Here is a 24,678-nt window from a genome sequence, read left to right as displayed (position 1 = left end):
AAAGCCGCCCCAAATCCAGTCACCGCGATCTTCCTGAAACACCACGGCGTCCTTGTTGGGGCGGCTGCGCCACCCAGCGCGGGGCAAGCCCGCTCACTACAGAGTCTGGTCGCGGCAGGTTCTCTTAACTGACATTAGGGCAGGCCCCCTCCCACATTTGGACTCGCGTGAGTCCGATTACAAAATCGCTGCGCCAAACCGGCTAACGCGTGGCATCCAGTGATCCAGGATCTCGGCTGAGGCAAGGATGTGATGCGCTCGCCCGATCAGCAGCCGGCGTGGCACAAAGCCGATATACCGGGAGTCATCGCTGTTATCGCGGTTGTCGCCGAGCATGAAATAGCTGTCGGCAGGTACCACCACCGGGCCGAAATTGCGCAACGCCCGCACGGTCGGCATGAACTGGACAGTGCGCTGACGGTTGGCCGCCAGCTCGTTCAGCTTGATCCCCGGCACCGTATGGCCGGCAACGATGGGTTCGCTGATGTCCTGCGCATCACTGTAGGTGGCAGGCACGCCGTTGACCCACAACACCTCATCTTTCATTTCCAGGGTGTCACCGGGTATACCGACGATGCGCTTGATCAGGCGCATGCCATCCTTGGGCGACGAAAACGTGACCACATCGCCACGCTGGGGGTTATCGAGCTTGGCCAGGGAAATATCCGTCAGCGGCACCTTGAGGTCATACGCCACGCGATTGACCAGCACCACATCCCCCTCCAGCAACGTGGGGCGCATGGAGCCTGACGGAATAGGGTTCCAATCGGCCAGGGATGTACGGAAAATGCCGAAGCACAGCCAGAAAATGATTGCGTAACGGTAACGGCCCAACCAACGTCGCATACATCCTCGCAATACAGAAAGGGGCATTGGCACCCGCCAGACACCCAGATGATTTTTGGCTACGCTCGCTTGTTACACATCAGGATTAAATGACCATTAGCACTTGCGCTCAAGGTCAATGACACAAAAGGAAAGCGGCCCCATGGATATCAAATGCTCTGTCTTTATCGCAGCCAGCATCGACGGGTTTATCGCACGACCCGATGGCGATATCGAGTGGCTTCTTCGGCCGGAGTATGAACGTGCTGTCTTGAACGGCATGACGTTTGAAAGCTATATCGCCACCGTTGATGCACTGGTGATGGGCCGCAAAACCCTGGAGAAGGTGGCGTCCTTCGCCGAGTGGCTTTATGAAGGCACGCCGGTCATAGCCCTTTCGCACCATCCGCTGGCGCTGCCTGCCCACCTGGAAGGCAAGGTCGAAGTCATGGCAGCCGACGCGCCTGCGGTGGTGGCCCAGCTAGCCGAACGCGGCATGAAGCATCTGTACATCGATGGAGGCCAGACGATCCAGGCATTTCTGGAAGCGGGCCTGATCGACGAGTTGATCATCACGCGTATCCCGGTTTTGCTGGGGCAAGGCATTCCGCTGTTCAGCCAGGTTGGCCGTGAGCATGAGCTTCATCACGTCAGCACACATGTGTCGGACAATGGGTTTGTGCAGAGTCGGTATGAGGTAAGTGACACGCGTTGAGGTTAAGCACAACACAACGCCACAAAAGGAATAGAGCAACGTTTTCCTTATTACAAACCAGACTAAAAAACTGTTGAATCTGACAGTTCCGAATACTTACTGACTTACCTATTGTTTTTTTCACTGCCTTGCATCCGCATGACAGCTTTCAATAGGGCCATATTATGAATAACTCATCAGTAGCGACATCCACTATCTCGGTCGCAAAGGAAGTCATCGCCGAGATTTTCGTGGAAGGCGAAAAGTTTAAGTTTGAATCCAATATCGCCATTACCAGCGAAACAGGCGTTCGACTTATCGTCAGGGCGTACCACCATATCTTCAACCCCTTTCGCGTCCACCAGATCAGCTTCGGCATTCCTTTAGGCACTCCGGCGGGGACATACCCTCTTGATGGTTCAGTCAATGGGATCGTCGCCCACTACACACCGCCTAACACCCCAGCCCTCGACTCGTATAACGCCATCGCAGGTACAATTACTTTACTTGCTCCTCCAAGCTTGGAGAATGTGCAGGGGACCTTCAAATTCAAAGCCCGGAAATTTGACGAAACCAAACCCGAAATTGCGGAGATTAAAGATGGGGTTTTGAATATAGGCTCTCGCTGATAATGCACTTTAGATGCCTGCCGAGGAGGGATCGTTTGCAGGTAGCGTCGGTGCAGCACAAACAGCGAATAAAAAAACGCCCCGAACCAGTCGGGGCGTTTTTCATTCAGCGTGCAGCAACCAATGGTCAGTCAGCCAACCGCCACGTCGTCCCGCCCTTCCCGTCTTCCAACACCACACCCATTGCGGTCAGTTGGTCACGGATACGGTCGGATTCCGCCCAGTCCTTGTTGGTACGCGCGGTCAGACGCGCCTGGATCAGCGCATCCACTTCAGCGGCGTCCACACGTCCTTCAGCGCCGGCTTGCAGGAACTCCTCAGGCTTCATTTGCAGAACCCCAAGCACACTCGCCAGCTCTTTCAAGCGCGCCGCCAGGCCCGCCGCTGCGTCGAGATCGCTCTCGCGCAGACGGTTGATCTCGCGCACCATCTCGAACAGCACCGCGCAGGCTTCCGGGGTGCCGAAGTCGTCGTTCATGACTTCGGTGAAGCGGGCCACGAAGGCTTCGCCGCCCGCTGGAGCGACTGCCGGCAAGCCCTTCAACGCATGGTAGAAACGTTCCAGGGCGCCCTTGGCGTCCTTGAGGTTGTCTTCCGAGTAGTTGATCGCACTGCGGTAGTGGCTGGACACCAGCAGGTATCGCACCACTTCCGGGTGATACTTCTCGAGCACGTCGCGGATGGTGAAGAAGTTGTTCAAGGACTTGGACATCTTCTCGCCATTGATGCGGATCATGCCGCAGTGCATCCAGGCATTGGCGTAGGTCTTGCCGGTGGCGGCTTCGCTCTGGGCGATTTCGTTTTCGTGGTGCGGGAACTCGAGGTCGCTGCCGCCGCCATGAATGTCGAAGGTCTCGCCCAGGCAGCAGGTGGACATCACCGAGCATTCGATGTGCCAGCCCGGACGCCCGGCGCCCCATGGCGATTCCCAGCTTGGCTCGCCCGGCTTGGTGGCTTTCCACAGCACGAAGTCGAGCGGATCTTGCTTGGCTTCGTCGACTTCGATGCGGGCGCCGATGCGCAGGTCTTCGATCTTCTTGCGCGACAGCTTGCCGTAGCCCATGAACTTGGCGACGCGATAGTACACGTCGCCATTGCCCGGGGCGTAGGCGTAGCCCTTGTCGATCAGGGTCTGGATCATCGCGTGCATGCCAGGGATGTGGTCCGTGGCACGCGGTTCCATGTCCGGCTTGAGGATGTTGAGGCGTGCCTCATCCTCATGCATGGCGGCAATCATGCGCTCGGTCAGCGCGTCGAACGACTCGCCGTTTTCGTTGGCACGGTTGATGATCTTGTCGTCGATGTCGGTGATGTTGCGCACATAGGTCAGGTCATAACCGCTGAAACGCAGCCAGCGGGTGACCAGGTCGAAGGCAACCATGCTGCGGCCATGGCCAATGTGGCAGTAGTCGTACACGGTCATGCCGCACACGTACATGCGCACCTTGTTGCCATCCAGCGGCTTGAAGACTTCTTTGGTCTTGCTGAGTGTGTTGTAGATCGTTAGCACATCGGCTTCCTTAAGACTTGATCACTGGCCCCACGAATCACGCAAGGTCACGGTACGGTTGAAGACCGGAGCGCCTGGTTTCGAGTCCTTGATATCCGCGCAGAAGTAGCCTTCGCGCTCGAACTGAAAACGGTCTTCCGGCTGTGCTTCGCCCAACGAGGGTTCGGCACGACAACCAGTGAGTACTTGCAGGGAGTCAGGGTTGATGTTGTCGAGGAAGCTCGCGCTGTCTTCGGCCTTTTCAGGGTTCGGCGAGCGGAACAGACGATCGTACAGGCGCACTTCGCACTCGATGCTGGCCGCGGCCGGCACCCAGTGAATCACGCCCTTGACCTTGCGGCCTTCCGGGTTCTTGCCCAGGGTGTCCGGGTCGTACGAGCAGCGCAGTTCGACGATGTTGCCCTCGGCGTCCTTGATCGCTTCGTCGGCACGGATCACATAGCTGCCACGCAGACGCACTTCGCCGTTCGGCTCCAGGCGCTTGTAGCCCTTTGGCGGCTCTTCCATGAAGTCATCGCGGTCGATGTAGATTTCACGGGCGAACGGCAGCTTGCGCACGCCGAGTTCTTCTTTCTGCGGATGACGCGGCAGTTCGAGGTTCTCGACCTTATCTTCCGGGTAGTTGGTGATCACGACTTTCAACGGGCGCAGCACGCACATGGCGCGCGGGGCGTTGGCGTCCAGGTCCTGGCGGATGCTGAATTCGAGCATGCCGAAGTCGACCACGCCGTCGGAACGGTTGGTGCCGACCATGTCGCAGAAGTTGCGGATCGAAGCTGGCGTGTAGCCACGGCGACGGAAACCCGACAGCGTGGACATGCGCGGGTCGTCCCAGCCATGCACGTGCTTTTCATCAACCAGTTGCTTGAGCTTGCGCTTGCTGGTGATGGTGTAGTTCAGGTTCAGGCGGCTGAACTCGTACTGACGCGGCTGCGCCGGCACTGGCAGGTGGCTCAGGAACCATTCGTACAGCGGGCGATGGCTTTCGAACTCCAGGGTGCAGATGGAGTGGGTGATGCCTTCGATGGCGTCCGACTGACCGTGGGTAAAGTCGTAGTTCGGGTAGATGCACCACTTGTCGCCGGTCTGGTGGTGGTGGGCATGGCGGATGCGATACATGATCGGGTCGCGCAGGTTCATGTTCGGCGAGGCCATGTCGATCTTGGCGCGCAGCACACGGGCACCGTCGGGGAACTCACCGGCACGCATGCGGGCGAACCAGTCCAGGTTCTCTTCCACCGAACGGTCGCGGAACGGGCTGTTCTTGCCAGGTTCGGTCAGGCTGCCACGGTATTCCTTGGCCTGCTCCGGAGTCAGGTCATCGACGTAGGCCTTGCCGGCCTTGATCAGCTCGACGGCCCAGTCGTGCAACTGGTCGAAGTATTGCGAGGCATAGCGCACTTCACCGGACCATTCGAAACCCAGCCACTTCACGTCACTTTCGATGGCGTCGATGTATTCCTGGTCTTCCTTGGCCGGGTTGGTGTCGTCGAAACGCAGGTGCGTGACGCCACCGAACTCCTGGGCCAGGCCGAAGTTCACACAGATCGACTTGGCGTGACCGATGTGCAGGTAGCCGTTGGGCTCTGGCGGGAAGCGGGTGACGATCTGCGTGTGCTTGCCCGAATCCAGGTCCGCCTGGATGATCGGGCGCAGGAAATTGACCGGGACGGCAGGTCCGGCCTTGGAGTTCGAGGTAGGGTCGACAGTGGGCTTGCTCATAGGATCCTTGAACAGACAGGTACGTGGCCGGTTGGGGCCAGATAAAACAAAGCGGTTATCATAGCTGATGCTGTCAAGCCGCTGACAGGGTGCGACCGAAAACTGCAGCTTTAATTGCTGTTTTAATGACGGACGCGGTAAAAAACCACCTCGAAATTCCTGCCAGGCACGCTAAACTGCGCGCCTTGGCTGCCATTGAGCCAAACCGGTCACGGCGCCCAGGCGTCCAACCCACGAATTCCTTGAAAGAGACACGACCATGACCCAAGTCAAACTGACCACCAACCACGGTGACATCGTCATCGAGCTGAACGCCGAGAAAGCGCCGATCACCGTCGCCAACTTCATCGAATACGTTAAGGCCGGTCACTACGAAAACACGGTTTTCCACCGTGTGATCGGTAACTTCATGATCCAGGGCGGTGGTTTCGAACCCGGCATGAAAGAAAAGAAAGACAAGCGCCCAAGCATCCAGAACGAAGCGGACAACGGCCTTTCCAACGACAAGTACACCGTCGCCATGGCCCGTACCATGGAGCCGCATTCGGCCTCCGCGCAGTTTTTCATCAACGTGGCCGACAACGCTTTCCTGAACCACAGCGGCAAGAACGTGCAGGGTTGGGGTTACGCGGTATTCGGTAAAGTCACCGAAGGCACCGACGTTGTCGACAAGATCAAAAGCGTGCAGACCACCGGTAAAGCCGGTCACCAGGACGTACCGGTAGAAGACGTGATCGTCGAGAAAGCCGAGATCGTTGGGTGATATTACTGATTTCAGATTTGCATCTGGAAGAGGAACGCCCGGACATTACCCGGGCGTTTCTGGATCTGCTCCAAGGCCGCGCCCGTGGCGCCCAGGCGTTGTACATTCTGGGGGACTTCTTTGAAGCCTGGATTGGCGACGACGGCATGACCCCCTTCCAGCGCTCCATCTGCGAGGCTCTGCGTGAGCTGAGCGACAGCGGCACCCCGATTTTCCTCATGCACGGCAATCGCGATTTCCTGATCGGCAAGCGGTTCTGCAAAGCGGCAGGCGCCACCTTGCTCAAGGACCCGAGTGTCGTGCAGTTCTACGGCGAGCCGGTGCTCTTGATGCACGGCGACAGCCTCTGCACCCGCGACGTCGGCTATATGAAGCTGCGGCGCATCCTGCGCAACCCGATTGTGCTGTTTATCCTGCGCCACCTGCCCCTGGGCACCCGGCACAAGCTGGCGCGCAAGCTGCGCAGCGAAAGCCGCGCGCAGACGCGCATGAAGGCCAACGACATTGTCGATGTCACCCCCGAAGAAGTGCCGCGCATCATGCAGCAGTTCGGCGTACGCACCCTGGTCCACGGCCATACCCACCGCCCCGCCATTCATAAACTGCAGATCGGCGACCAGGCGGCCAAGCGCATTGTGCTGGGGGATTGGGATAAGCAAGGGTGGGCATTGCAGGTGGATGAGCAAGGCTTTCAGTTGGCGGCATTCGACTTCACCAACCCACAGTTGGCGCTGCCTGGCGCCTAACCCCCAGACATCACTGCTCCAATGTGAACAAAGATTCAAATGTGGGGGGGCTTGCCCCCTCCCACATTTTGACCGCGTGTACCCCGGGATCAGTGACCGGAAGCCGCAGGCCCCGCTTTTGCGGTGAACGGCGGCTTGGCCAGCCACACCAGCAGCATCAACGCCATGAACATCCAGCCCAGCAACGTGAAGTAATCCACGGTGGACATCATGTACGCCTGGCTGGTGAGGATCTGGTCCAGCTGGGTGTAAGCCTTCTGCCCTGTCCCGCCCAATGCATTCAGGGCGTCACGGGTGGCCGAGTCATAGGTGGTCATGTTCTCGCTCATGTACGCATGGTGCTGGTCGGCCCGGCGAATCCAGATCCAGGTGGTCAGCGATGCCGCGAAGCTACCGCCCAGGGTACGCAGGAACGTCGCCAGCCCGGCGCCATCGGCAATCTGGTGCGGCGGCAGGTCGGACATCAGGATGCTCAAGGTCGGCATAAAGAACAGCGCCACGCCGATACCCATGAACAACTGCACCAGGGCAACGTGCTGGAAGTCCACTTCATTGGTGAAACCGGCGCGCATGAAGCAACTCAAGCCGATCGCCAGGAACGCCAGGCCCGCCAGCAGGCGCAGGTCGAACTTGTGCGCGTACTTGCCCACGAAGGGCGACATCAGCACCGGCAAAATCCCGATTGGCGCCACCGCCAGGCCGGCCCAGGTGGCGGTGTAGCCCATCTGGGTCTGCAACCATTGCGGCAGGATCAGGTTGATGCCGAAGAAACCCGCATAGCCCAGGATCAACACGATGGTGCCGATACGGAAGTTGCGGTAGGCGAACAGCCGCAGGTTGACCACCGGGTGCTTGTCGGTCATTTCCCAGATCACGAACACCGCCAGGGCAATGGCCGAGATCACGGCGCCCATGATGATGAAGTTGGATTCGAACCAGTCCAGGTCGTTGCCCTTGTCGAGGATGATCTGCAAGGCGCCCACACCGACGATCAGGCTCAACAGCCCGACGTAGTCCATCGGCTGATAGCTGGTGACCACCGGGCGGTTCTTCAACTGCGCACGCACCACCATCACCGCAAAGATGCCGATGGGCACGTTGATGAAGAAGATCCACGGCCAGCTGTAGCTGTCGGTGATCCAGCCGCCGAGGATAGGCCCGGCGATCGGCGCCACCACCGTGACCATCGCCAGCAACGCCAGGGCCATACCCCGTCTCGCCGGCGGATACACCGCGATCAGCAACGTCTGGGTCATCGGGTACAGCGGCCCGGCCACCAAGCCTTGCAGCACGCGAAAGCCGATCAGCTCGGGCATCGAGGTGGACACACCACACATAAACGAGGCCAACACAAACAGGATGGTCGCCCATAAAAACAGCTTCACCTCACCGAAGCGCCGGCTCAACCAGCCGGTGAGCGGCAAGGCAATCGCGTTGCTCACCGCAAACGAGGTAATGACCCAGGTGCCCTGCTCCGAACTCACGCCGAGGTTGCCGGAAATGGTCGGCAACGCCACGTTGGCGATGGTGGTGTCGAGCACCTGCATAAAGGTCGCCAGCGACAGGCCAATAGTGGCCATCACCAGGCTGGGTGGCGTGAAGGAGGCGTTATTGCTCATCAGCGTTGCACAGCCTTGGGTGCGGCGATGCTGTTGTCATGGATCAACTGGGTGATCATGGCGTCGGCTTCGGCCAGTTGGCGGTCATACACATTGGTGGTGAACGAGGCCTTTTGCGGCGCCTGTTGCGCCAGCACCGGGCCGCTCTGGTCGTGCAGGTCCACATTGACCAGGGTGCTCAAGCCGACCCGCAGCGGGTTCTTGGCCAACTCGTCGGCGTTGATGTGGATGCGCACCGGTACCCGCTGGACGATCTTGATCCAGTTACCAGTGGCGTTCTGCGCCGGTAGCAGGGCAAATGCGCTGCCGGTGCCGGCGCCGAGGCTGTCGACGGTGCCGCTGAATTTCACGTCGCTGCCGTAGATGTCCGCTTCGATGTCCACCGGCTGGCCGATGCGCATGTTGCGCAGCTGGGTTTCCTTGAAGTTGGCGTCGATCCACAGCTGGTCGAGCGGGATCACGGCCATCAGGGCGGTACCCGGCTGCACGCGCTGGCCCAGTTGCACGGTGCGCTTGGCCACGTAACCGGTGACCGGCGCAATCAAGGTGCTGCGGGCGTTGGTCAGGTAGGCCTGGCGCAGTTGCGCGGCGGAGGCTTGTACGTCGGGGTGCGAACTGATCACGGTGTCATCCACCAGCGCGTTGCTGGTCTTGAGTTGCTGCTCAAGGTTGGTCAGGGCGTTCTTCGCGGCGGTCAGGCTGTCACGGGCGTGGGACAGTTCTTCCTGGGAGATCGCGCCGCCCTGGGCCAGGGTTTTACGGCGGTTGTAGTTATCCTGGGCGGTCTGCACATCGGCTTTCTGCGCATTGACCTGCGCTTTCATACCATCGACGTTGCTGTACAAGCCGCGCACCTGGCGCACGGTGCGCGCCAGGTTGGCCTGGGCACTTTGCAGGCCGACGGCGGCGTCATTCGGGTCGAAGTTGACCAGCACCTGGCCTTCGTGGACCAGGTCGCCATCGTCGGCACCGATGCTGACCACAGTGCCGGTGACCAACGGAGTGATTTCCACCACGTTGCCGTTCACATAGGCGTCGTCGGTACTTTCGCTGAAGCGGCCGTAGAACTCATACCAGCCCCACACGCCCACGGCGCCGAGGATGACGATCAGCGCCAGGAGCAGCAGCATCACCTTGCGTTTGCGCGGGTTGCTGTCGTTGGTGGGTTCGTTTGCGTTGTTGCTGTCGGCAGTGGCCATGACAAATACCTCCAATTATTCCGTGCGTGTGGCTGGGGTGGTTGCGGCCACGTTATTGGCGTTGAACCCGCCACCCAGGGCCTGCATCAATTGAATCGACAAATCGATCTGTGCCGCATTCAGGGTCGCCAGCTGACGCTGGGCCTGCAGCAATTGCTGCTCGATGCTGAGCACGTCCAGGTAGCTACCGATCCCGGAGCTGTAGCGCTGCATACCGGTATCAAAGGACTGCCTGGCAATGTCCGCAGCATGTTGCTGGGCCTGGATCTGCCGTCCGGTGTCGCGTAGCTGGGACAGGGTGGTGCCGATATCGCCCAAGGCTTGCACCAGGGTTTTGTTGTACTGGGCAACGGCCAGGTCGTAATCGGCGTCGCGGGCATCCAGGTCGGCACGCAGGCGCCCGCCATCGAAGATCGGCAACGAGATCGTCGGCGCAATGCTGAAGAATCGGCTGGCCGAGCCGAACATCGCATCTCCCAGCAACGACTCGGCCCCGGCGCTCGCGCTCAGGTTGAGGTTGGGGTAAAAGCGGGTTTTGCTCGCGTCGATATTTTTGCTCGCAGCCTCCACACGCCAGCGCGCGGCGATCAGGTCCGGGCGACGGCCCAGCAGCTCGGCCGGCAGCACGGACGGCACGGCCACGGCGCTGGCTTTCAATACGTTCGGGCGGGCCAGTTCGTTGCCACGATCGGGCCCTTTGCCGAGCAATACCGCCAGAGCGATCTTGGCGCTCTGCAGTTGTTTTTCCGCATCGATCAGCTGCGATTCGGAGCTGGCTTCCAGGCTTTCGGTCTGTTGGAACTGGTATTCACTGTCGATGCCCGAACTCAGGCGGCGCTTGCTCAGGTCGAGCATCTGGCGCGTGCGCTTGAGGTCGTCATTGGCCAGGTCACGCACGATATGCGCCTGGCCCAGGTCGCTGTAAGCCTTGGCCACGTTGGCGGCCAGGGTCAGGCGCGCGGCCTGCTGGTCGACTTCGGCGGCACGGGCCTGGCCCAACGCGGCTTCCCAGGCGGCGCGCTGGCCACCCCAGAGATCGAAGTTGTAGTTGAAGCCGGCACTGATGTTACGCACCGTGGCGTAGGCATCGCCCTGCCCTCGCGGGTCCTGGTCCTTGGCCAACCGCGAGCGGCTGATACCGGCGCTGGCATCCAGGGTCGGCATGCGGGCGGCGTCGGCGGCAAAGGCAGCCGCTTGGGCCTGGTGCGCACGGGCGCTGGCCACTTGCATGTCCGGGCTGTTTTGCAGGGCCTCGCGAATCAGGCCGTCGAGTTGCGGGTCGCCCAGGCTTTTCCACCAATCGGCGGTCGGCCAGGCGGCCGTCGACAGGGTCACGCCACTGAGGGATTTGCCGGTTTGCAGGGTGTTGGCGTCGAGGCGTTTGCCTTGAGTGTCGAGGCCGCTGTAGTTGGCGCAACCGGCCAGGGTCATCGCCACCAGCACCAGGCTGAGTGTGCGCGTGTTCATTGATCACCTACCCGCTGGATGACGATGGCGTCACCCGCAGCTATCAGGATTTTCTTGAGGATGCGTTCCAGGGTTTGCAACTCGCCAGGCTCCAGGGCCCCGGCCAGTTCGTTCATCGACTGGGCGCCGATGTACGGCAACATGTCCGCCAGGCGCTGACCGTCCTCGGTAAGCACCAGTTGCACCTGGCGCCGGTCGTGCTCGGAACGCTTGCGCGCGAGCAGGCCCTTCTGTTCCAGACGGTCGAGCATCCGGGTCATGGAGCCGCTGTCCAGGGACAGGTTGCGGCACAGCTCGGCCGGGGTGTCGACGTCGAATTGGGCAATGATGATCAACACCTTGAACTGCGCGGCGGTCACACCGTGGGGTTCCATATGGGTGTCGATGATGCGGTCTTTGAGCAGTGCGGCTCGGCCCAGCAGGAGGCCGAGGTGGCAGTTGCGGAAACTGTCAGGGGTGAAGTGGGCCATCGGAAGTCACCTTATTACTGCCTAGGCAGTGAATGTATGACAAGATGTTACTGCTTAGGCAGCGAATGTCAAATGGAATTATTAGCTTGCTTGCTAATGTGCGAGGGGGCTTGCTCCCGATAGCTGTGCATCAGCCCCAGACAAGGTGGCAGATGTACCGCTATCGGGAGCAAGCCCCCTCCCACAATCAAGCCTCCCCGCACTATTTTTTGTGCGAGTGAGACCTAGAAATCCCGCTTGTAGAAAATATCCAGCGAACTGGCCACGCCACTGGCCACTTCCAGATACACCTTCTTGCTGAGCAGATAGCGCAGCGCAATGGTGTTGGCCGGCTCGAACACCCCAACCCCATAACGCAGGCTGAGTTTCTCGGTGATCTTGCCGCTGGCCACTACCGCCGTGGTGTTGCCGCTGCCCTGGGTGTCGAGTTCGAAGTCCTGGATACCCAGGTTCTTGGCGATGTCCGAAGTCACCCCGGCGCTGCCCATCAACCCCAGGCCCAATGCGGCTTGGGCGAGCATGTTGTTGTCTTCGCCGGTGGTGCTCAGCGGACGCCCCAGCACCAGGTAGGACAGCGCCTGCTCCTGGCTCATGGCCGGCTCCGAGAAGATCTGCGTGGTCGGCTGTTCGGCGCTGCCGCTCAGACGGATACCGGCAGTAACGTCGCCGGTCTTGCGCACGGCTTCGATGTCCAGATACGGCTGGTCGAGCGGCCCGGCAAACAACAGCCGGGCACGCCGCACATCGAGTTTTTGCCCGTAGGCGCGGTAGCGACCGTCGTTGAGCCACAGCTCGCCACGGGTGTCCATGTTGTCGCCGATATGCACCTGGCCCTGCACCTTGGCGGTCAGGCCGAAGCCTGCGAAGTTGAGCTGGTCTTCGCCCACCACCACGTCGATATCCATGGCCATCGCCATCGGCGGCTTGCCCTCCTCGGTCTGGCTGCCGACGATGATCGTGTCATCCGAGACCTTGACGGTCGACGGCGGCAGTTCACGCACGGTGATATCGCCGCGCGGGATGTGCACCTTGCCGGCTATGGCCAGCTTGTCGCCCTTGAGGCTGATCTTCAGGTCGGGCGCCACTTCCAGCACCGCGTAAGGCTCCACCGTCACCGGCAGTTGCGAACCTTGCAGGCTGAGGTCGACCGCCAGGGCCTGGCCCCAACCGATCTGGCCCTTGAGGCTGCCCTGCCCGGCCTTGCCGCTGCGCCAGCCACCATTGAGCTGCACATTCTCGCCGGCGATCAGCGCCTGTACATTCAGGCCCTCCAGGCTCACCGGCAATTGCGCCCCGGAAATCTCGCCGCCCACCAGGTTCACGCTGCCGTTGACCTGCGGCGCGAGCAGGCCACCGGAGATGCGGCCGCTGCCATTGAGCTTGCCGTTGAGTTTTTCCACCATCGGCACAAAGGGCCGCGCCACGGCGAGGTCCAGGCCGGTCAGGCTGAAATTGCCGGTCATCGGCTTGTTCTTCGGCAACGGATTGATCTGCGCCTGCACCAGCAGCTCTCCGAGCCTGCCGCCGCGGAAGTTGAGTTGGGTGTCGATGCGGTCAGGTTTGAGGGTGCTTTCCAGCTTCAGGGTCTCGTAGGGAAAGTCCAGCCACTGGGCCTTGTCCTTGACGCGCAAGGTGCCCCCACTGGCGTCCACCGCGACCACGCCCTTGGGGCCGCTGGCGGGCAGGTCGAGCTGCACGTCGGCGTTGAGCTTGCCCTGCCAGGCAAAGTCTTTGGGCAAGAAGGCCGCCAGGCTGTCGATGGGGAATTGCTTGAGGTGGTAGCGCAATTTGGGTTCGGGCATCAGGCGCTGATCCTCACCACACAGGCTGGCCGCACCGGACACCCAGCAATGCGCAGCGAAGGTCAGCTTGCCGTCCGCCAGCCGCTCGATCTTCGCCGGGGCCTGCAGGTTCCAGTCCTGGCCACCGGCTTGTACCTCGCCACTGGCCAGGCGCCCGCGCCAGTTGCCCTTGTCGAGATTGCCGTCCAGGGCCAGAGCCAGCTTGACCAGCGGGCCGGCCAGGTCCAACTGGACTTTCTGGCTCTTGATGTCGCCCTGGGCGCTGGCAGTCAGGGTGCCGACCTGGGTTTCGCCGGCCTGAATGCCGCTGCCCTTGAGGTCGAGCCTGGCGCGCTGGGCGCTGTCGAGCGTGGCGTCGAGGCTCAGGCTCTGCAGGCGATTATCGGCGAATGCCAATTGCTGGCCTTTGAGATCAAGCTTGCCTTGCGGCGCCTTCAGGCTGCCGACGACATCCACCCGGCCATTGATCTGCCCGCGCAGCTGTGGCCACAGCTGGGCCAGACGCGCCAGCTTGATATCGATCTGCCCGGCCAGACGCTGCTGCAAGCTGCCACTGCCGTTGATGCGATTGTCGCCCAGGCGGATATCCAGGTTGGCCAGGGTCCATTGCTCGCCCGCCCCTTCGGCCTTGGCGGCCAGCACGGCGGTTTGCCCACGCAGACGGCCCTTGAGGTCGAGGTCGGCGTTGAGCTTGAGCTGTTCATTCTTGAACTCACCCTTGCTGCGCAGTGGGCCGGCCAGGGTGCCCGGCAATTCGGCGACCCAATACGCCGGGTTCAACGCCGACAGGTCCAACGCGGTGTCCCAGGCGATGCCGTCGACAAATTGCAGGTTCAGATGGCCCTCGGCCTTGCCTTGGCCGGCGCTCAGTTTCAACTCCGGCAGGAAGACCTGCTTGAGGTCACCACTGAACGGCGTGACCACATTGAATTTGCCGGCCGGGCCGTCGAGGTCGGCCTTGAGGTTGCCGAGGTAGTTGCCGTCTTTGTAAGAGACTTCACCATTAAAGGTACGCAATACCACCTGCGGTTCGTCGATCAGTGGGTAGAGGCGATGCCAGGGGAAATCCCGCCAGTCGATCCTGGCGTCGGCGCTGAAGCCTTGTTGCCAGTCCAGGTTGGCGTTGAGCTTGAGGCTTTGCTGGTCGCCGGCAGTCAGGTCGAGCCCGGCGATCTGCGCGCCCTTGGCGTCGACCTTGCCTTGCAGCAGCAAGTCCACCGGCCCTTTTTCCGCCGGCAACAGCGCTTTGCCCAGCAGTTGGTAACCGTTGTGCAAATCACCTTGGGCGGTGAGGACCAGTTGATTGAGTTGCAGGGTGTCGGGCAGGTCGGCGCTGGCTTTGAAGCCATCGGCGGTGAGATGCAGTTGCGCGGGAAGGTTCTCCACCAGGGGCTGCAGTTCGCCGCTGAGCTTGGCCGGCAGGTAGCCGCTGCTGTCGGCGTCGAGCTTGAGGGTCTTGAGCAAGTCGCCATCGACCTTGAGGGCCACCTTCCACGGCGCGCCGCCCGGGGCATAGGGCAAGCTCAGGTTGCCGGTGGCGGTCAGCGGCCAATCGCCCACAGGTTGCAACAGGCCATTGAGGTCCAGCACCAGCCCATCGCGCTGCAGGTGCACCGAGTCGATCTGCAGACCCGCCGCCGTCCAGTGCGCGGCCAATTGCAGGCCCTTGAGCTCTTCGCTGCCATTGAATAACAGCCTACCGACGCGAACTTCGCCCAACTGGATGGCAACCGGCAATTTCAACTCAGGCAATTGGATCGGCCCGCTGCTGTCTTCCGTACTGGGCGCAAAGTGCAGGTTGACCTGTTCCACGTCCAACTGATTGATGCACACCGTCATGCGCAACAGGCAGGCCGGTGACCAATCGAATTTCGGCGCATCAAGCTCGACGCGGCTGGTGCCCTGCTGCCAAAGGAGGTGATCGGCGCTCCATTGGCCACCTAAATGCCCCTGGAAGTTCTCGACGCTCAAACCCGGCACCTGGCCCAACGCCCAACGGCTGCCCGCCTGGGTGCCAAGCAGCGTCCATAACCCCACAAACGCTAAAGCGAGGAGCGCCACCACGGCCAGCCCCGCTATTTTCAAACCACGCATCACAGCTCAGGCCCCATGGAAAAGTGCAGTCGAATGCCGCCCGGATCTTCGAGGGCATGGGCCAGGTCGAGGCGGATCGGCCCCACCGGCGAGACCCAGCGGATACCCACGCCGACACCGGTTTTCAGGCTGGGCATGTCCAGGGTGTTGAACGAGTTGCCCTGGTCGATAAAGGTCGCGATCCGCCATTTCTCGGCGATGGAGTATTGATACTCGGCGCTCAGGGCCACCATGTAGCGGCCGCCGATACGGTCACCAAGGTCGTTCTCCGGCGACAGGGTCTGGTACTCGTAGCCGCGTACGCTCTGGTCACCCCCGGCAAAGAAGCGCAGCGAGGGCGGCACGGATTTGTAGCCGTTGGTGGCACTGCCGCCGAACTGTGCACGGCCCAGGAAGCGATGGTTGTCCCACAGCGTGGTCAGGCCCTTGATGGTCGCCGTACCGTAAAGCAGGTTGGTGTCGGAACCGAGCCCTTCCTTGGCGACCTTAGTGTCGAACATCAGGCGGTAGCCGTTGTGCGGGTCGATACGGTTGTCGCTGCGCAGGTAGGAATAACTGATCCCCGGCATCACCAGGTTACTCAAGCCGGAATCATTGCCCAGGCGATATTCTTCACGCTGGTACTTGAGCGAGATGATCCGGGTCCAGCCACTGGGCAACTTGCTGTGCCATTCGGGACCGACCGTGAGCAATTTACTCAAGGTGTCGGTGCCGGCGAGTTCTTCGTTCTGGTAGCCGCCGGCAAAGCGCAGCTTGTCGGTCAGCGGCGGGTCCAGCGGCACGTCGTACCACAGCCCGACGTTCTGGCGCGGCGCCGATAACTCGGCTTCCCAGCCGTAGCTATGGCCTTGGGGGTTGACCCAGTGGCGGGTCCAGTTGGCCTTGCCGCGCGGGCCGACGTCGGTCGAGTAACCCAGGCCCAGGCCCATGGTGCGCGGCTTGCGGGTTTCCAACTGCACCGCCACCGGGATCACATCGTCGGTGGCGGCAGCGGGCGCGGCGTCCACGCGCACGCCTTCGAAGAACCCGCTCGCTTGCAGGTTCTGGTTGAGTTCGGCGATCAATTCGGAATCGTAGGGGGTGCCGCTTTTGAACGGCACCATGCGTTGCAGCAGGTCGGCATCGAACGGCGTGTCGCCGGTGAAGTTGACCTTGCCCATGGTGTAGCGCTTGCCACTGTCATAAATGAGTTCGATATCGGCCACGCCCGCCTTGGGGTCCACCGACAGCTTCTGGCTGGTAAAACGCCCGCTGAAAAAGCCGTAGCGTGAGGCCTGGTTCTGGATCAGACGCTTGGCGTCTTCATAATGGCCGTGGTTGAGCACGGCGCCGGGCTTGAGGTCGTCACCGGCCGGCACGCGAAACGCCTTGAGGCTAGCCGCCTGGCCGTCGACCCGAATGGTCACGTTGCGCAAATGCACCGGTTCGCCGGGGTCGATGGTGAGGATCAGGCGCGGGTTCTTGCCGCCCTGTACATCACTGGCGATCTGTGGCTGATAGAAACCCAGAGCCTGCGCCGCTTTGCGCGCCTGCTCCTCGGCGCCACGGCTGAACCGCAGCAACGCTTCTTCATCACGATCGCCGACCCCGCCGATATAGCCTTCGATGTTGGCTTTCAACGCGTCGTTGGAGGGTTTGACACGCACGTCCAATTCGCTTTGCGCCAAAGCGCCGCAGCTTGTGAACAGCAGAACCAAGCCGCTGGTAAATCTTCCTGGAAACTTCATAGGCGCGGATGCTACACGAGCTAGGGAGACTGTTTGAACTCGGAATTGTCTGAATAATTCTGTCTTAACCCGTTGCAGCATGTAACGCCTGGGGATTGGGGTGAAAAAACACGTGCTCCAGGATCGGCCCTACGGCGACTTCACCGATTTCCTCATAGCCTTGGCGTTTGTAGAACTCCAGGTAGCGGGAGTTGCCGGTGTCGAGCACCACGCCCGACGAGTGTGGGTCTTCGGCACACCAGTTGTGCACCGCTTCCAGCAGTTGCTCGCCGTAGTGCTTGCCCTGGAATTGCGGGTGAATGCCCAACAGCGGCAGCACATGCACCGCGTCCCCCGGCAGGCACGCCAGCACCGCGTGATGGTATTCCAGGTAACGGCGCGTACCGCGCACGCCGGTGCTCAGCCACATGCGCAATTGCCAGGCCCAGCTCTCGGTGATCCCCAGGCGCCGTTGCGGTGGCGCGATCAAGGCAATGCCGATCAAGCGGTCATTCACCAATAGGCCGATGGCCGGCAACTTCTGGAAGAAATGCTGTTTGACCAACTCGCGCACCGTGGCCCGCACGCGCTGCTCGTAGCCCGGACGCTCGGCTTCGAAGATATAGGCGAAGGTCGGCTCATGACGATAGGCCTGGTACAGCAATGAGCGGGCTTCGCGGGAATATCCGCTGTCGAGCAGGTGAATCTGGGCAGTGGTGTCGGGCATACGTTCAATCTCCCTGGGCGCCATTGAAAGGTGGCGTTCTTATGGGTACGAACTTGTACGGCGCGAGTCGTTCCCAGACATTAGCAGTGCATCCACCCTACCGCCACGCTGGCCCCCGCCGGACTTGTCGGCTAGCATCGCCGTTTTGCCAGACTGGACTGCCGACCATGAAAATCGTCTCTTTCAATATCAACGGGCTGCGCGCCCGCCCTCATCAGCTGGCGGCGTTGATCGAGAAACACCAACCCGACGTGATCGGCCTGCAGGAAACCAAAGTCCACGATGACCAGTTCCCCTTGGCCGAAGTACAGGCTTTGGGCTATCACGTGTATTACCACGGGCAAAAAGGCCATTACGGCGTGGCGCTGCTTTCGCGCAAAGAAGCCCTGAGCGTGCACAAAGGCTTTGCCACGGATGAAGAGGACGCCCAGCGCCGTTTTATCTGGGGCACCTTCGCGGATGAAAACGGCCACCCGATCACCGTGATGAACGGCTACTTCCCCCAGGGCGAAAGCCGCGACCACCCGACCAAGTTCCCGGCCAAGCAGCGCTTCTATGCAGACCTGCAGCACCTGCTGGAAAGCCAGTTCAACAATGAGCAGGCTCTGGTGGTGATGGGCGACGTGAACATTTCCCCGGAAGACTGCGATATCGGCATCGGCGCCGACAACGCCAAGCGCTGGCTGAAAACCGGCAAGTGCAGTTTCCTGCCGGAAGAGCGCGAATGGATGGCGCGCCTGAAAAATTGGGGCCTGGTGGACAGCTTCCGGCACTTGAACCCGACGGTAGCCGACCGCTTCAGCTGGTTCGATTACCGCAGCCGCGGCTTTGAAGACGAGCCCAAGCGTGGCTTGCGCATTGATGTGATCCTGGCGTCCAACGGCTTGCTGGCACGGGTCAAGGATGCCGGTGTGGATTACGAGTTGCGCGGTTTGGAAAAGCCGTCGGACCATGCACCGATCTGGCTTGAGTTGAGCTGATTCCCCGCTGAACCTGGTTGTTTAAGTGTGGGAGGGGGCTTGCTCCCGATAGCGAATGGTCAGTCGGCAAATGTATCAACTGATCCACCGCTATCGGGAGCAAGCCCCCTCCCACATTTTGTCCCCCGGCGCGGCAGTCATATTGATGTCATCTGCCTGACTTATTCTCCCGGCACTCCCTTTGGCTTAAGAAGGTGCCGGCATGAGGCTGCGCGTTCTGTTCCTGCTGACCCTGTTCCCGCTCGTCGCGGTGGCCGCTGCCCTCCCCGTTCCCGACCAAGGCCCTGCTTTACGCATCCAGGGCTCCAACACGATTGGCGCGGCACTGGGACCGGCGCTGGTCAAAGGGTTGATGGAGCATCAGGGGTTGCAGGGAATACACAGCGAAACCCCAGGCAGCAATGAACAGCGCTGGGTGGGCAAGACGCGCCAGGGCAAAACGGTAACCATCGAGGTCGCGGCCCACGGCTCCAGCACCGGGTTTACCGCACTGAACATGGCCAACGCCGACCTGGCGGCGTCTTCGCGCCCCATCAAGGACAGCGAGCTGGTAGACCTCGAGCCCCTGGGTGACCTGAAAAGCCCCGAAGCCGAACAAGTGATTGCCATCGATGGCCTGGCGATCATCCTCAACCCGCGCAACCCGCTCACGACCTTGAACACCGAGCAATTGGCGCAGATTTTCAACGGTGAGGTCAGTACCTGGGAGGCACTGGGCGGGATCGGTGGCGGCATCCATTTGTATACGCGGGATGATCAGTCCGGCACCTATGACACGTTCAAGGAGCTGGTATTGAGCCGGCGTGGCAAGCCCCTGGCCACCAGTGCCCAGCGTTTCGAGTCCAGTGAGGCCTTGTCCGATGCGGTGAGCCACGATCCCCAAGGCATTGGCTTTATCGGCCTGCCCTATGTACGCCAGGCCAAGGCCGTGGCGATTGTCGACGGCGACTCCCAACCCATGCTGCCGCTGGCCAGCCTGATTGCGACCGAGGACTACCCGTTGTCACGCCGGTTGTTCTTTTACCTGCCGCCGTCCAACCACAACCCTTGGGCCAAAGCCCTGGTGGACTTTACCCAGAGCAGCAAAGGCCAGGCGATCGTGGCGGCCAGTGGCTTTATTGCCCAGCACGTGCAGGCGATCAGTGTGGAGCCACGCCCATCGATGCCCGAGGACTATCAAGCCATCGCCCGCGACGCCCAGCGCTTGAGCGTGAACTTCCGCTTCGAGGAAGGCAGCGCCAGCCTGGACAACAAGGCGCGGCAGGATTTGCAGCGGGTGGTGGCGTACCTGAAAGGCCACGGCAAGCTCGACAAGCAGGTCACGTTGGTGGGGTTTGGCGATGTGAAGAATGATCCGCAGCGCGCGGCGTTACTCTCGAAACTGCGGGCGATGGCGGTACGCCGGGAACTGGTCAAGAGCGGCGTGGTGCTGCGTGATATCCGTGGGTTTGGTGCGCAGATGCCGGTGGCAGCGAATACGGCGGATGAGGGGCGGATCAAGAATCGGCGGGTGGAGGTTTGGGTGTACTGAGATCTGTGGGGGTTGTGTTGTTGATACTGGCCTCATCGGGAGCAAGCCCCCTCCCACAGTAAACTGTATTCACAAATAGAAATTTGCGAACCCAGTCTAGTGTGGGAGGGGCGGTGCGACGATTCGACTTGCTCCCGATGGCAGGCGACGCAGTCCTACTGCCCGCTACGCATCAGTTCCCGCGGCACATACTTGCCGATCTCGAACTTGCCGATCGCCGCGCGGTGCACTTCGTCCGGGCCGTCGGCCAGGCGCAGGGTACGTTGCATGGCGTACATGTAGGCCAACGGGAAGTCGTTGGACACACCCGCGCCGCCATGGATCTGGATCGCCCGGTCGATGACCTTCAACGCCACGTTCGGCGCCACCACCTTGATCTGGGCAATTTCGCTTTTCGCCACTTTATTGCCGACAGTGTCCATCATGTACGCCGCTTTCAAAGTCAGGAGGCGCGCCATGTCGATTTCCATGCGCGAGTCGGCGATCTTGTCGATATTGCCGCCCAGACGAGCCAATGGCTTGCCGAATGCGGTACGGCTGACGGAGCGTTTGCACATCAGTTCCAGTGCGCGCTCGGCCATGCCGATCGAGCGCATGCAATGGTGGATACGGCCCGGGCCAAGGCGCCCCTGGGCAATCTCGAAGCCCCGGCCTTCGCCGAGCAGCACGTTTTCGTAGGGCACCCGCACATTCTCGAACAGCACTTCGGCGTGGCCGTGGGGGGCATCGTCGTAGCCGAATACCGGCAGCGGGCGCAGGATTTTCACCCCGGGCGTATCCACCGGCACCAGGATCATCGAGTGCTGCTGGTGACGCGGCGCGTCCGGGTTGCTCAGGCCCATGAAGATCAGGATCTTGCAGCGCGGGTCGCATGCGCCGGAGGTCCACCATTTTTTACCGTTGATCACCCATTCGTCGCCCTGGCGCTCGGCGCGGGCAGCCATGTTGGTGGCGTCTGAGGACGCCACGTCCGGTTCGGTCATGGCGAAGGCAGAGCGGATTTCGCCGCGCAGCAACGGTTCGAGCCAGCGCTGCTTCTGTTCTTCATTGGCATAACGCACCAGCACTTCCATGTTGCCGGTGTCGGGAGCCGAACAATTGAAGGGCTCCGGGCCGAGCAAGGAGCGTCCCATGATTTCGGCCAGCGGCGCATATTCAAGGTTGGTCAGGCCGGCGCCCAGTTCGGATTCCGGCAGGAACAGGTTCCACAAGCCCTCGGCTTTGGCCTTGGCCTTCAACTCCTCCATGATGGCAGTGGGCTGCCAGCGATCCCCTTCGCTGACCTGGCGTTCAAACACCGGCTCGGCCGGGTAGACATACGCATCCATAAAGGCGGTGACGCGCTCACGCAGTTCCTGAACCTTGGGCGAATAGGCAAAATCCATGGGCAGCTCCCTTCTTTGAGAGGTTGTTTAGGGCATGGAATTGATGCTAGAACAGCGCTGATAATTTACCTAGCCTATTCTCGGCGTGTATTAACATTCATCACCGATATATGATCAACGCATGAGCACCTGACAAATCGCCATCTAACAATAAGAGCGCAACGCAATGAATCTGAGCAAGGTCGACCTCAACCTGTTTATCGTTTTTGATGCGATCTATACCGAAGCCAACCTGACCCGCGCCGGGCAGATTGTCGGCATCACCCAGCCGGCGGTATCCAACGCACTGGCGCGTCTGCGCGAAACCTTCAACGACCCGCTGTTCGTGCGTACCGCCCAGGGCATGGTGCCCACGCCCATGGCGCAGAACATCATCGGCCCGGTGCGCAATGCCTTGTCGTTGCTGCGGGTGTCGGTACAGGAAAGCCGGATTTTCAACCCCCAGCAGGCGGCCAAGACCTACCGCATCAGCATGACCGACCTCACCGAAGCGGTGATCCTGCCCCTGCTGTTCCAGCGTCTTCGCCGCCTGGCGCCCACGGTAGCGATCGAGAGTTTCCTGTCCAAACGCCGCGAGACCACCAAAGAGCTGGCGGCCGGGCGCCTGGACTTTGCCGTGGATGCGCCGCTGAACACCGACCCACAGGTGCGCCACGTCAAGTTGATGGAAGACCGCTACGTGTGCGCAATGCGCAAAGGCCATCCACTGGCGGGCAAAGACAAGTTCACCCTGGATGACTACCTGGCACTGACCCATATTCACATCTCCAGCCGCCGCAACGGCCTGGGCCATGTCGACCTGGCGCTGGGCAAGATGGGCATCCAGCGCAAGATCGCCCTGCGCTCGCAGCATTACCTGATGGCCTCGCAGGTGTTGCAGCAGACCGACATGGTGATGACCGTGCCCGAACGCTTCGCCCGCCGCCACGAACTGCACTGGTTCAACCTGCCGGTCAACGACGTGCCGCCCGTGGAAACCCACTTGTACTGGCATGAGAGCACCGACCAGGACCCGGCCAACCGCTGGATGCGTGAGCAAATGATCGAGTTGTGCCAACAAGTCATGGCGCAGGAAAAGAAGTTCGACAGCAAACCGGCTTGACCTTGACGTTTACGTAAAGCTGACACTAGCCTAGCGCCCAAGCCATCCCTTGAGCGCCACCATGAGTACGACCTACAGCATCTCCGACCTCGCCCGCGAACTCGACATCACCACCCGCGCCATTCGCTTCTACGAAGAACAAGGCCTGCTGGCCCCGGAACGCCGGGGCCAGGAGCGCATCTACTCGGCGCGGGACAAGGTCAGCCTCAAGCTGATCCTGCGCGGCAAGCGCATCGGCTTCTCCCTGGCCGAGTGCCGCGAGTTGATCGAACTCTACGACCCCACCAGCGGCAACCACGTGCAACTCAACAGCATGCTGGCCAAGATCGCCGAACGGCGTGCGCAGCTTGAGCAACAGTTGCTGGATATCGAACAAATGAAGCTGGAACTGGACACCGCCGAAGAGCGCTGCACCCAGGCCCTGGCGCACACCATGAGCCAAGCCGGCCATTGATCAGAAGGTAACTGCCATGTCCCTCCCCTCGTATGTCCGCCTGGTCGAAGTCGGCCCACGCGACGGTCTGCAGAACGAAGCCCAGCCCATCAGCGTGGCCGACAAGGTCCAATTGGTGAACGCGCTCAGCGCGGCGGGCTTGAGCTATATCGAAGTCGGCAGTTTCGTTTCACCCAAATGGGTGCCGCAGATGGCCGGGTCGGCCGAGGTGTTTGCACAGATCCAGCGCAAACCTGGGGTGACCTACGGTGCCCTGGCGCCGAACCTGCGCGGTTTTGAAGATGCGCTGGCTGCGGGGGTGAAGGAAGTCGCGGTCTTTGCGGCGGCGTCGCAGGCGTTTTCACAACGCAATATCAACTGCTCCATCAGCGAAAGCCTGGAGCGCTTCGCGCCGATCATGGCCGCCGCCCGGCAGCATGGCGTCAGCGTACGCGGCTATGTGTCCTGTGTGCTGGGCTGCCCCTATGAGGGTGAAGTTGCACCAGAACAAGTGGCGGCTGTCGCGCGGGAGTTGTACGCCATGGGCTGTTATGAAGTGTCCCTGGGCGACACCATCGGCACCGGCACCGCAGGCGCCACGCGGCGATTGTTCGAAGTGGTGGGCGCCCAAGTGCCGCGGGACAAGCTGGCGGGGCACTTTCACGACACCTATGGCCAGGCGATCGCCAATATCTACGCCAGCCTGCTGGAAGGGATCAGTGTGTTCGACAGCTCTATCGCGGGCCTCGGCGGCTGTCCTTATGCCAAGGGCGCCAGCGGTAACGTCGCCAGCGAAGATGTGCTGTACCTGCTCAACGGCTTGGGTATCGAGACCGGTATCGACCTGGACGCCTTGATACGTGCAGGCCAAAAGATCAGCGCGGTGCTGGGCCGCCCCACGGGCTCGCGTGTAGCCAAGGCGCGTAACGCCGTTTGAGTAGCGTGGTCGTGACAATGTGTTACCGCCTCGCTACTTAACGAGTAACACGGGAACATATTTTGTCTTATTTGCCGTAGGCCGTTGCCTACTAAAAAATCAAACCATTGATTTTAAAGGGTTTTAAAAAGTTGGCACGGCTTCTGCTATCTCTATGGCATAACAAGAATAAAAAGCGCCAAACCTAATAAAAATAAGACGAAACGACTCTGACATAACAAAAACAACACGGCAGAGACGCAGCTAACAGATTTTTTTGGAGAAGATGTGCTTCGCAGGGTACGGCATGCCGAAACCCGCAACCGGATAGAGAACAATAAAACTACCATCAGGTAGC

At 60.9% G+C, this 24,678-nt stretch carries 20 protein-coding genes; 9 read left to right on the top strand and 11 right to left on the bottom strand.

Annotated elements, in window-relative coordinates; translation table 11 throughout:
* Positions 1-177: 177 nt before the first annotated feature.
* The gene (gene lepB / locus ACQRBT_RS19445; protein WP_104994167.1) at positions 178-846 is read right to left on the bottom strand and encodes a signal peptidase I; all 669 of its coding nucleotides are present in this window, start codon (positions 844-846) and stop codon (positions 178-180) included.
* Positions 847-988: 142 nt separating this feature from the next.
* On the opposite strand from lepB, the gene ACQRBT_RS19440 reads away from it, so the two are divergent.
* Complete coding sequence (locus ACQRBT_RS19440; protein ID WP_412047248.1) at positions 989-1,540, top strand: dihydrofolate reductase family protein; 552 nt, start codon at positions 989-991, stop codon at positions 1,538-1,540.
* Between the two features lie 164 nt (positions 1,541-1,704).
* The gene (locus ACQRBT_RS19435; protein ID WP_060756707.1) at positions 1,705-2,148 is read left to right on the top strand and encodes a hypothetical protein; all 444 of its coding nucleotides are present in this window, start codon (positions 1,705-1,707) and stop codon (positions 2,146-2,148) included.
* A gap of 127 nt (positions 2,149-2,275) precedes the next feature.
* On the opposite strand, the gene cysS is transcribed toward ACQRBT_RS19435, so the two are convergent.
* Positions 2,276-3,658, bottom strand: coding sequence for a cysteine--tRNA ligase (gene cysS, locus ACQRBT_RS19430; protein ID WP_060756708.1), 1,383 nt, complete (start codon positions 3,656-3,658; stop codon positions 2,276-2,278).
* A gap of 21 nt (positions 3,659-3,679) precedes the next feature.
* Positions 3,680-5,380, bottom strand: a complete 1,701-nt coding sequence (locus ACQRBT_RS19425; protein ID WP_060756709.1) for a glutamine--tRNA ligase/YqeY domain fusion protein — start codon at positions 5,378-5,380, stop codon at positions 3,680-3,682.
* Between the two features lie 259 nt (positions 5,381-5,639).
* Between ACQRBT_RS19425 and ACQRBT_RS19420 the strand changes: the two genes are divergently transcribed.
* Both ACQRBT_RS19420 and lpxH read left to right on the top strand, forming a co-directional pair.
* Positions 5,640-6,143: a peptidylprolyl isomerase gene (locus ACQRBT_RS19420; protein WP_090370172.1), complete on the top strand. Its 504-nt coding sequence runs from the start codon at positions 5,640-5,642 to the stop codon at positions 6,141-6,143.
* The gene (gene lpxH, locus ACQRBT_RS19415) at positions 6,140-6,889 is read left to right on the top strand and encodes a UDP-2,3-diacylglucosamine diphosphatase (protein ID WP_090370170.1); all 750 of its coding nucleotides are present in this window, start codon (positions 6,140-6,142) and stop codon (positions 6,887-6,889) included. Before ACQRBT_RS19420 ends, lpxH begins: the two co-directional genes overlap by 4 nt.
* Before the next feature lie 89 nt (positions 6,890-6,978).
* On the opposite strand, the gene ACQRBT_RS19410 is transcribed toward lpxH, so the two are convergent.
* The 7 genes from ACQRBT_RS19410 to ACQRBT_RS19380 form a co-directional block, all read right to left on the bottom strand.
* Positions 6,979-8,508 (bottom strand): DHA2 family efflux MFS transporter permease subunit, encoded by a 1,530-nt coding sequence (locus tag ACQRBT_RS19410; protein ID WP_412047249.1) that lies wholly within the window; start codon positions 8,506-8,508, stop codon positions 6,979-6,981.
* Entirely contained in the window at positions 8,508-9,707 is a 1,200-nt protein-coding gene (locus ACQRBT_RS19405; protein ID WP_412047250.1) for an efflux RND transporter periplasmic adaptor subunit, read from the bottom strand. The genes ACQRBT_RS19410 and ACQRBT_RS19405 overlap by 1 nt, the downstream gene beginning before the upstream one ends.
* Positions 9,708-9,722: 15 nt before the next feature.
* Positions 9,723-11,174 carry an efflux transporter outer membrane subunit gene (locus tag ACQRBT_RS19400; protein WP_412047251.1) on the bottom strand — a complete coding sequence of 484 codons (1,452 nt, stop codon included), beginning with the start codon at positions 11,172-11,174 and terminating at the stop codon, positions 9,723-9,725.
* Positions 11,171-11,644, bottom strand: a complete 474-nt coding sequence (locus ACQRBT_RS19395; RefSeq protein WP_060756715.1) for a MarR family winged helix-turn-helix transcriptional regulator — start codon at positions 11,642-11,644, stop codon at positions 11,171-11,173. The genes ACQRBT_RS19400 and ACQRBT_RS19395 overlap by 4 nt, the downstream gene beginning before the upstream one ends.
* Before the next feature lie 224 nt (positions 11,645-11,868).
* Complete coding sequence (locus tag ACQRBT_RS19390) at positions 11,869-15,540, bottom strand: translocation/assembly module TamB domain-containing protein (RefSeq protein WP_412047252.1); 3,672 nt, start codon at positions 15,538-15,540, stop codon at positions 11,869-11,871.
* Entirely contained in the window at positions 15,540-17,267 is a 1,728-nt protein-coding gene (locus ACQRBT_RS19385; RefSeq protein WP_060756717.1) for an autotransporter assembly complex protein TamA, read from the bottom strand. Before ACQRBT_RS19385 ends, ACQRBT_RS19390 begins: the two co-directional genes overlap by 1 nt.
* Positions 17,268-17,331: 64 nt before the next feature.
* A complete protein-coding gene (locus tag ACQRBT_RS19380) occupies positions 17,332-17,973 on the bottom strand; it encodes a GNAT family N-acetyltransferase (RefSeq protein ID WP_198761799.1) in 642 nt (213 codons plus the stop codon).
* A 167-nt stretch (positions 17,974-18,140) separates the two neighbouring features.
* On the opposite strand from ACQRBT_RS19380, the gene xthA reads away from it, so the two are divergent.
* Positions 18,141-18,953, top strand: a complete 813-nt coding sequence (gene xthA / locus ACQRBT_RS19375; protein WP_060756719.1) for an exodeoxyribonuclease III — start codon at positions 18,141-18,143, stop codon at positions 18,951-18,953.
* A gap of 202 nt (positions 18,954-19,155) precedes the next feature.
* Positions 19,156-20,484, top strand: coding sequence for a substrate-binding domain-containing protein (locus ACQRBT_RS19370; protein ID WP_412047253.1), 1,329 nt, complete (start codon positions 19,156-19,158; stop codon positions 20,482-20,484).
* 155 nt (positions 20,485-20,639) lie between these two features.
* Here ACQRBT_RS19370 and ACQRBT_RS19365 read toward each other — a convergent pair whose 3' ends face one another.
* Entirely contained in the window at positions 20,640-21,869 is a 1,230-nt protein-coding gene (locus ACQRBT_RS19365; protein ID WP_090370155.1) for an acyl-CoA dehydrogenase, read from the bottom strand.
* A gap of 166 nt (positions 21,870-22,035) precedes the next feature.
* On the opposite strand from ACQRBT_RS19365, the gene ACQRBT_RS19360 reads away from it, so the two are divergent.
* The 3 genes from ACQRBT_RS19360 (at position 22,036) to ACQRBT_RS19350 (ending at position 24,341) form a co-directional block, all read left to right on the top strand.
* Entirely contained in the window at positions 22,036-22,971 is a 936-nt protein-coding gene (locus ACQRBT_RS19360) for a LysR family transcriptional regulator (RefSeq protein WP_090370153.1), read from the top strand.
* Between the two features lie 61 nt (positions 22,972-23,032).
* Positions 23,033-23,425: a MerR family transcriptional regulator gene (locus ACQRBT_RS19355; protein ID WP_060756723.1), complete on the top strand. Its 393-nt coding sequence runs from the start codon at positions 23,033-23,035 to the stop codon at positions 23,423-23,425.
* A gap of 16 nt (positions 23,426-23,441) precedes the next feature.
* Complete coding sequence (locus ACQRBT_RS19350) at positions 23,442-24,341, top strand: hydroxymethylglutaryl-CoA lyase (protein WP_161549181.1); 900 nt, start codon at positions 23,442-23,444, stop codon at positions 24,339-24,341.
* The last annotated feature ends 337 nt before the right edge of the window (positions 24,342-24,678 follow it).

Origin of the sequence: Pseudomonas sp. R19M, assembly GCF_050312585.1 — a bacterium.
GTDB lineage: Bacteria > Pseudomonadota > Gammaproteobacteria > Pseudomonadales > Pseudomonadaceae > Aquipseudomonas > Aquipseudomonas palleroniana.
Note: the sequence above shows the minus strand (reverse complement) of the source record. Positions and strands in the feature narration are given on the sequence as shown.

Excerpts from the sequence above, each read along its gene's own strand:
- lepB (WP_104994167.1), bottom strand. The coding sequence starts at position 846 with ATGCGACGTTGGTTGGGCCGTTACCGTTACGCAATCATTTTCTGGCTG.
- ACQRBT_RS19440 (WP_412047248.1), top strand. The coding sequence starts at position 989 with ATGGATATCAAATGCTCTGTCTTTATCGCAGCCAGCATCGACGGGTTT.
- ACQRBT_RS19435 (WP_060756707.1), top strand. The coding sequence starts at position 1,705 with ATGAATAACTCATCAGTAGCGACATCCACTATCTCGGTCGCAAAGGAA.
- ACQRBT_RS19425 (WP_060756709.1), bottom strand. The coding sequence starts at position 5,380 with ATGAGCAAGCCCACTGTCGACCCTACCTCGAACTCCAAGGCCGGACCT.
- ACQRBT_RS19420 (WP_090370172.1), top strand. The coding sequence starts at position 5,640 with ATGACCCAAGTCAAACTGACCACCAACCACGGTGACATCGTCATCGAG.
- ACQRBT_RS19410 (WP_412047249.1), bottom strand. The coding sequence starts at position 8,508 with ATGAGCAATAACGCCTCCTTCACGCCACCCAGCCTGGTGATGGCCACT.
- ACQRBT_RS19405 (WP_412047250.1), bottom strand. The coding sequence starts at position 9,707 with ATGGCCACTGCCGACAGCAACAACGCAAACGAACCCACCAACGACAGC.
- ACQRBT_RS19400 (WP_412047251.1), bottom strand. The coding sequence starts at position 11,174 with ATGAACACGCGCACACTCAGCCTGGTGCTGGTGGCGATGACCCTGGCC.
- ACQRBT_RS19395 (WP_060756715.1), bottom strand. The coding sequence starts at position 11,644 with ATGGCCCACTTCACCCCTGACAGTTTCCGCAACTGCCACCTCGGCCTC.
- ACQRBT_RS19390 (WP_412047252.1), bottom strand. The coding sequence starts at position 15,540 with ATGCGTGGTTTGAAAATAGCGGGGCTGGCCGTGGTGGCGCTCCTCGCT.
- ACQRBT_RS19385 (WP_060756717.1), bottom strand. The coding sequence starts at position 17,267 with ATGAAGTTTCCAGGAAGATTTACCAGCGGCTTGGTTCTGCTGTTCACA.
- ACQRBT_RS19380 (WP_198761799.1), bottom strand. The coding sequence starts at position 17,973 with ATGCCCGACACCACTGCCCAGATTCACCTGCTCGACAGCGGATATTCC.
- xthA (WP_060756719.1), top strand. The coding sequence starts at position 18,141 with ATGAAAATCGTCTCTTTCAATATCAACGGGCTGCGCGCCCGCCCTCAT.
- ACQRBT_RS19370 (WP_412047253.1), top strand. The coding sequence starts at position 19,156 with ATGAGGCTGCGCGTTCTGTTCCTGCTGACCCTGTTCCCGCTCGTCGCG.
- ACQRBT_RS19365 (WP_090370155.1), bottom strand. The coding sequence starts at position 21,869 with ATGGATTTTGCCTATTCGCCCAAGGTTCAGGAACTGCGTGAGCGCGTC.
- ACQRBT_RS19360 (WP_090370153.1), top strand. The coding sequence starts at position 22,036 with ATGAATCTGAGCAAGGTCGACCTCAACCTGTTTATCGTTTTTGATGCG.
- ACQRBT_RS19355 (WP_060756723.1), top strand. The coding sequence starts at position 23,033 with ATGAGTACGACCTACAGCATCTCCGACCTCGCCCGCGAACTCGACATC.
- ACQRBT_RS19350 (WP_161549181.1), top strand. The coding sequence starts at position 23,442 with ATGTCCCTCCCCTCGTATGTCCGCCTGGTCGAAGTCGGCCCACGCGAC.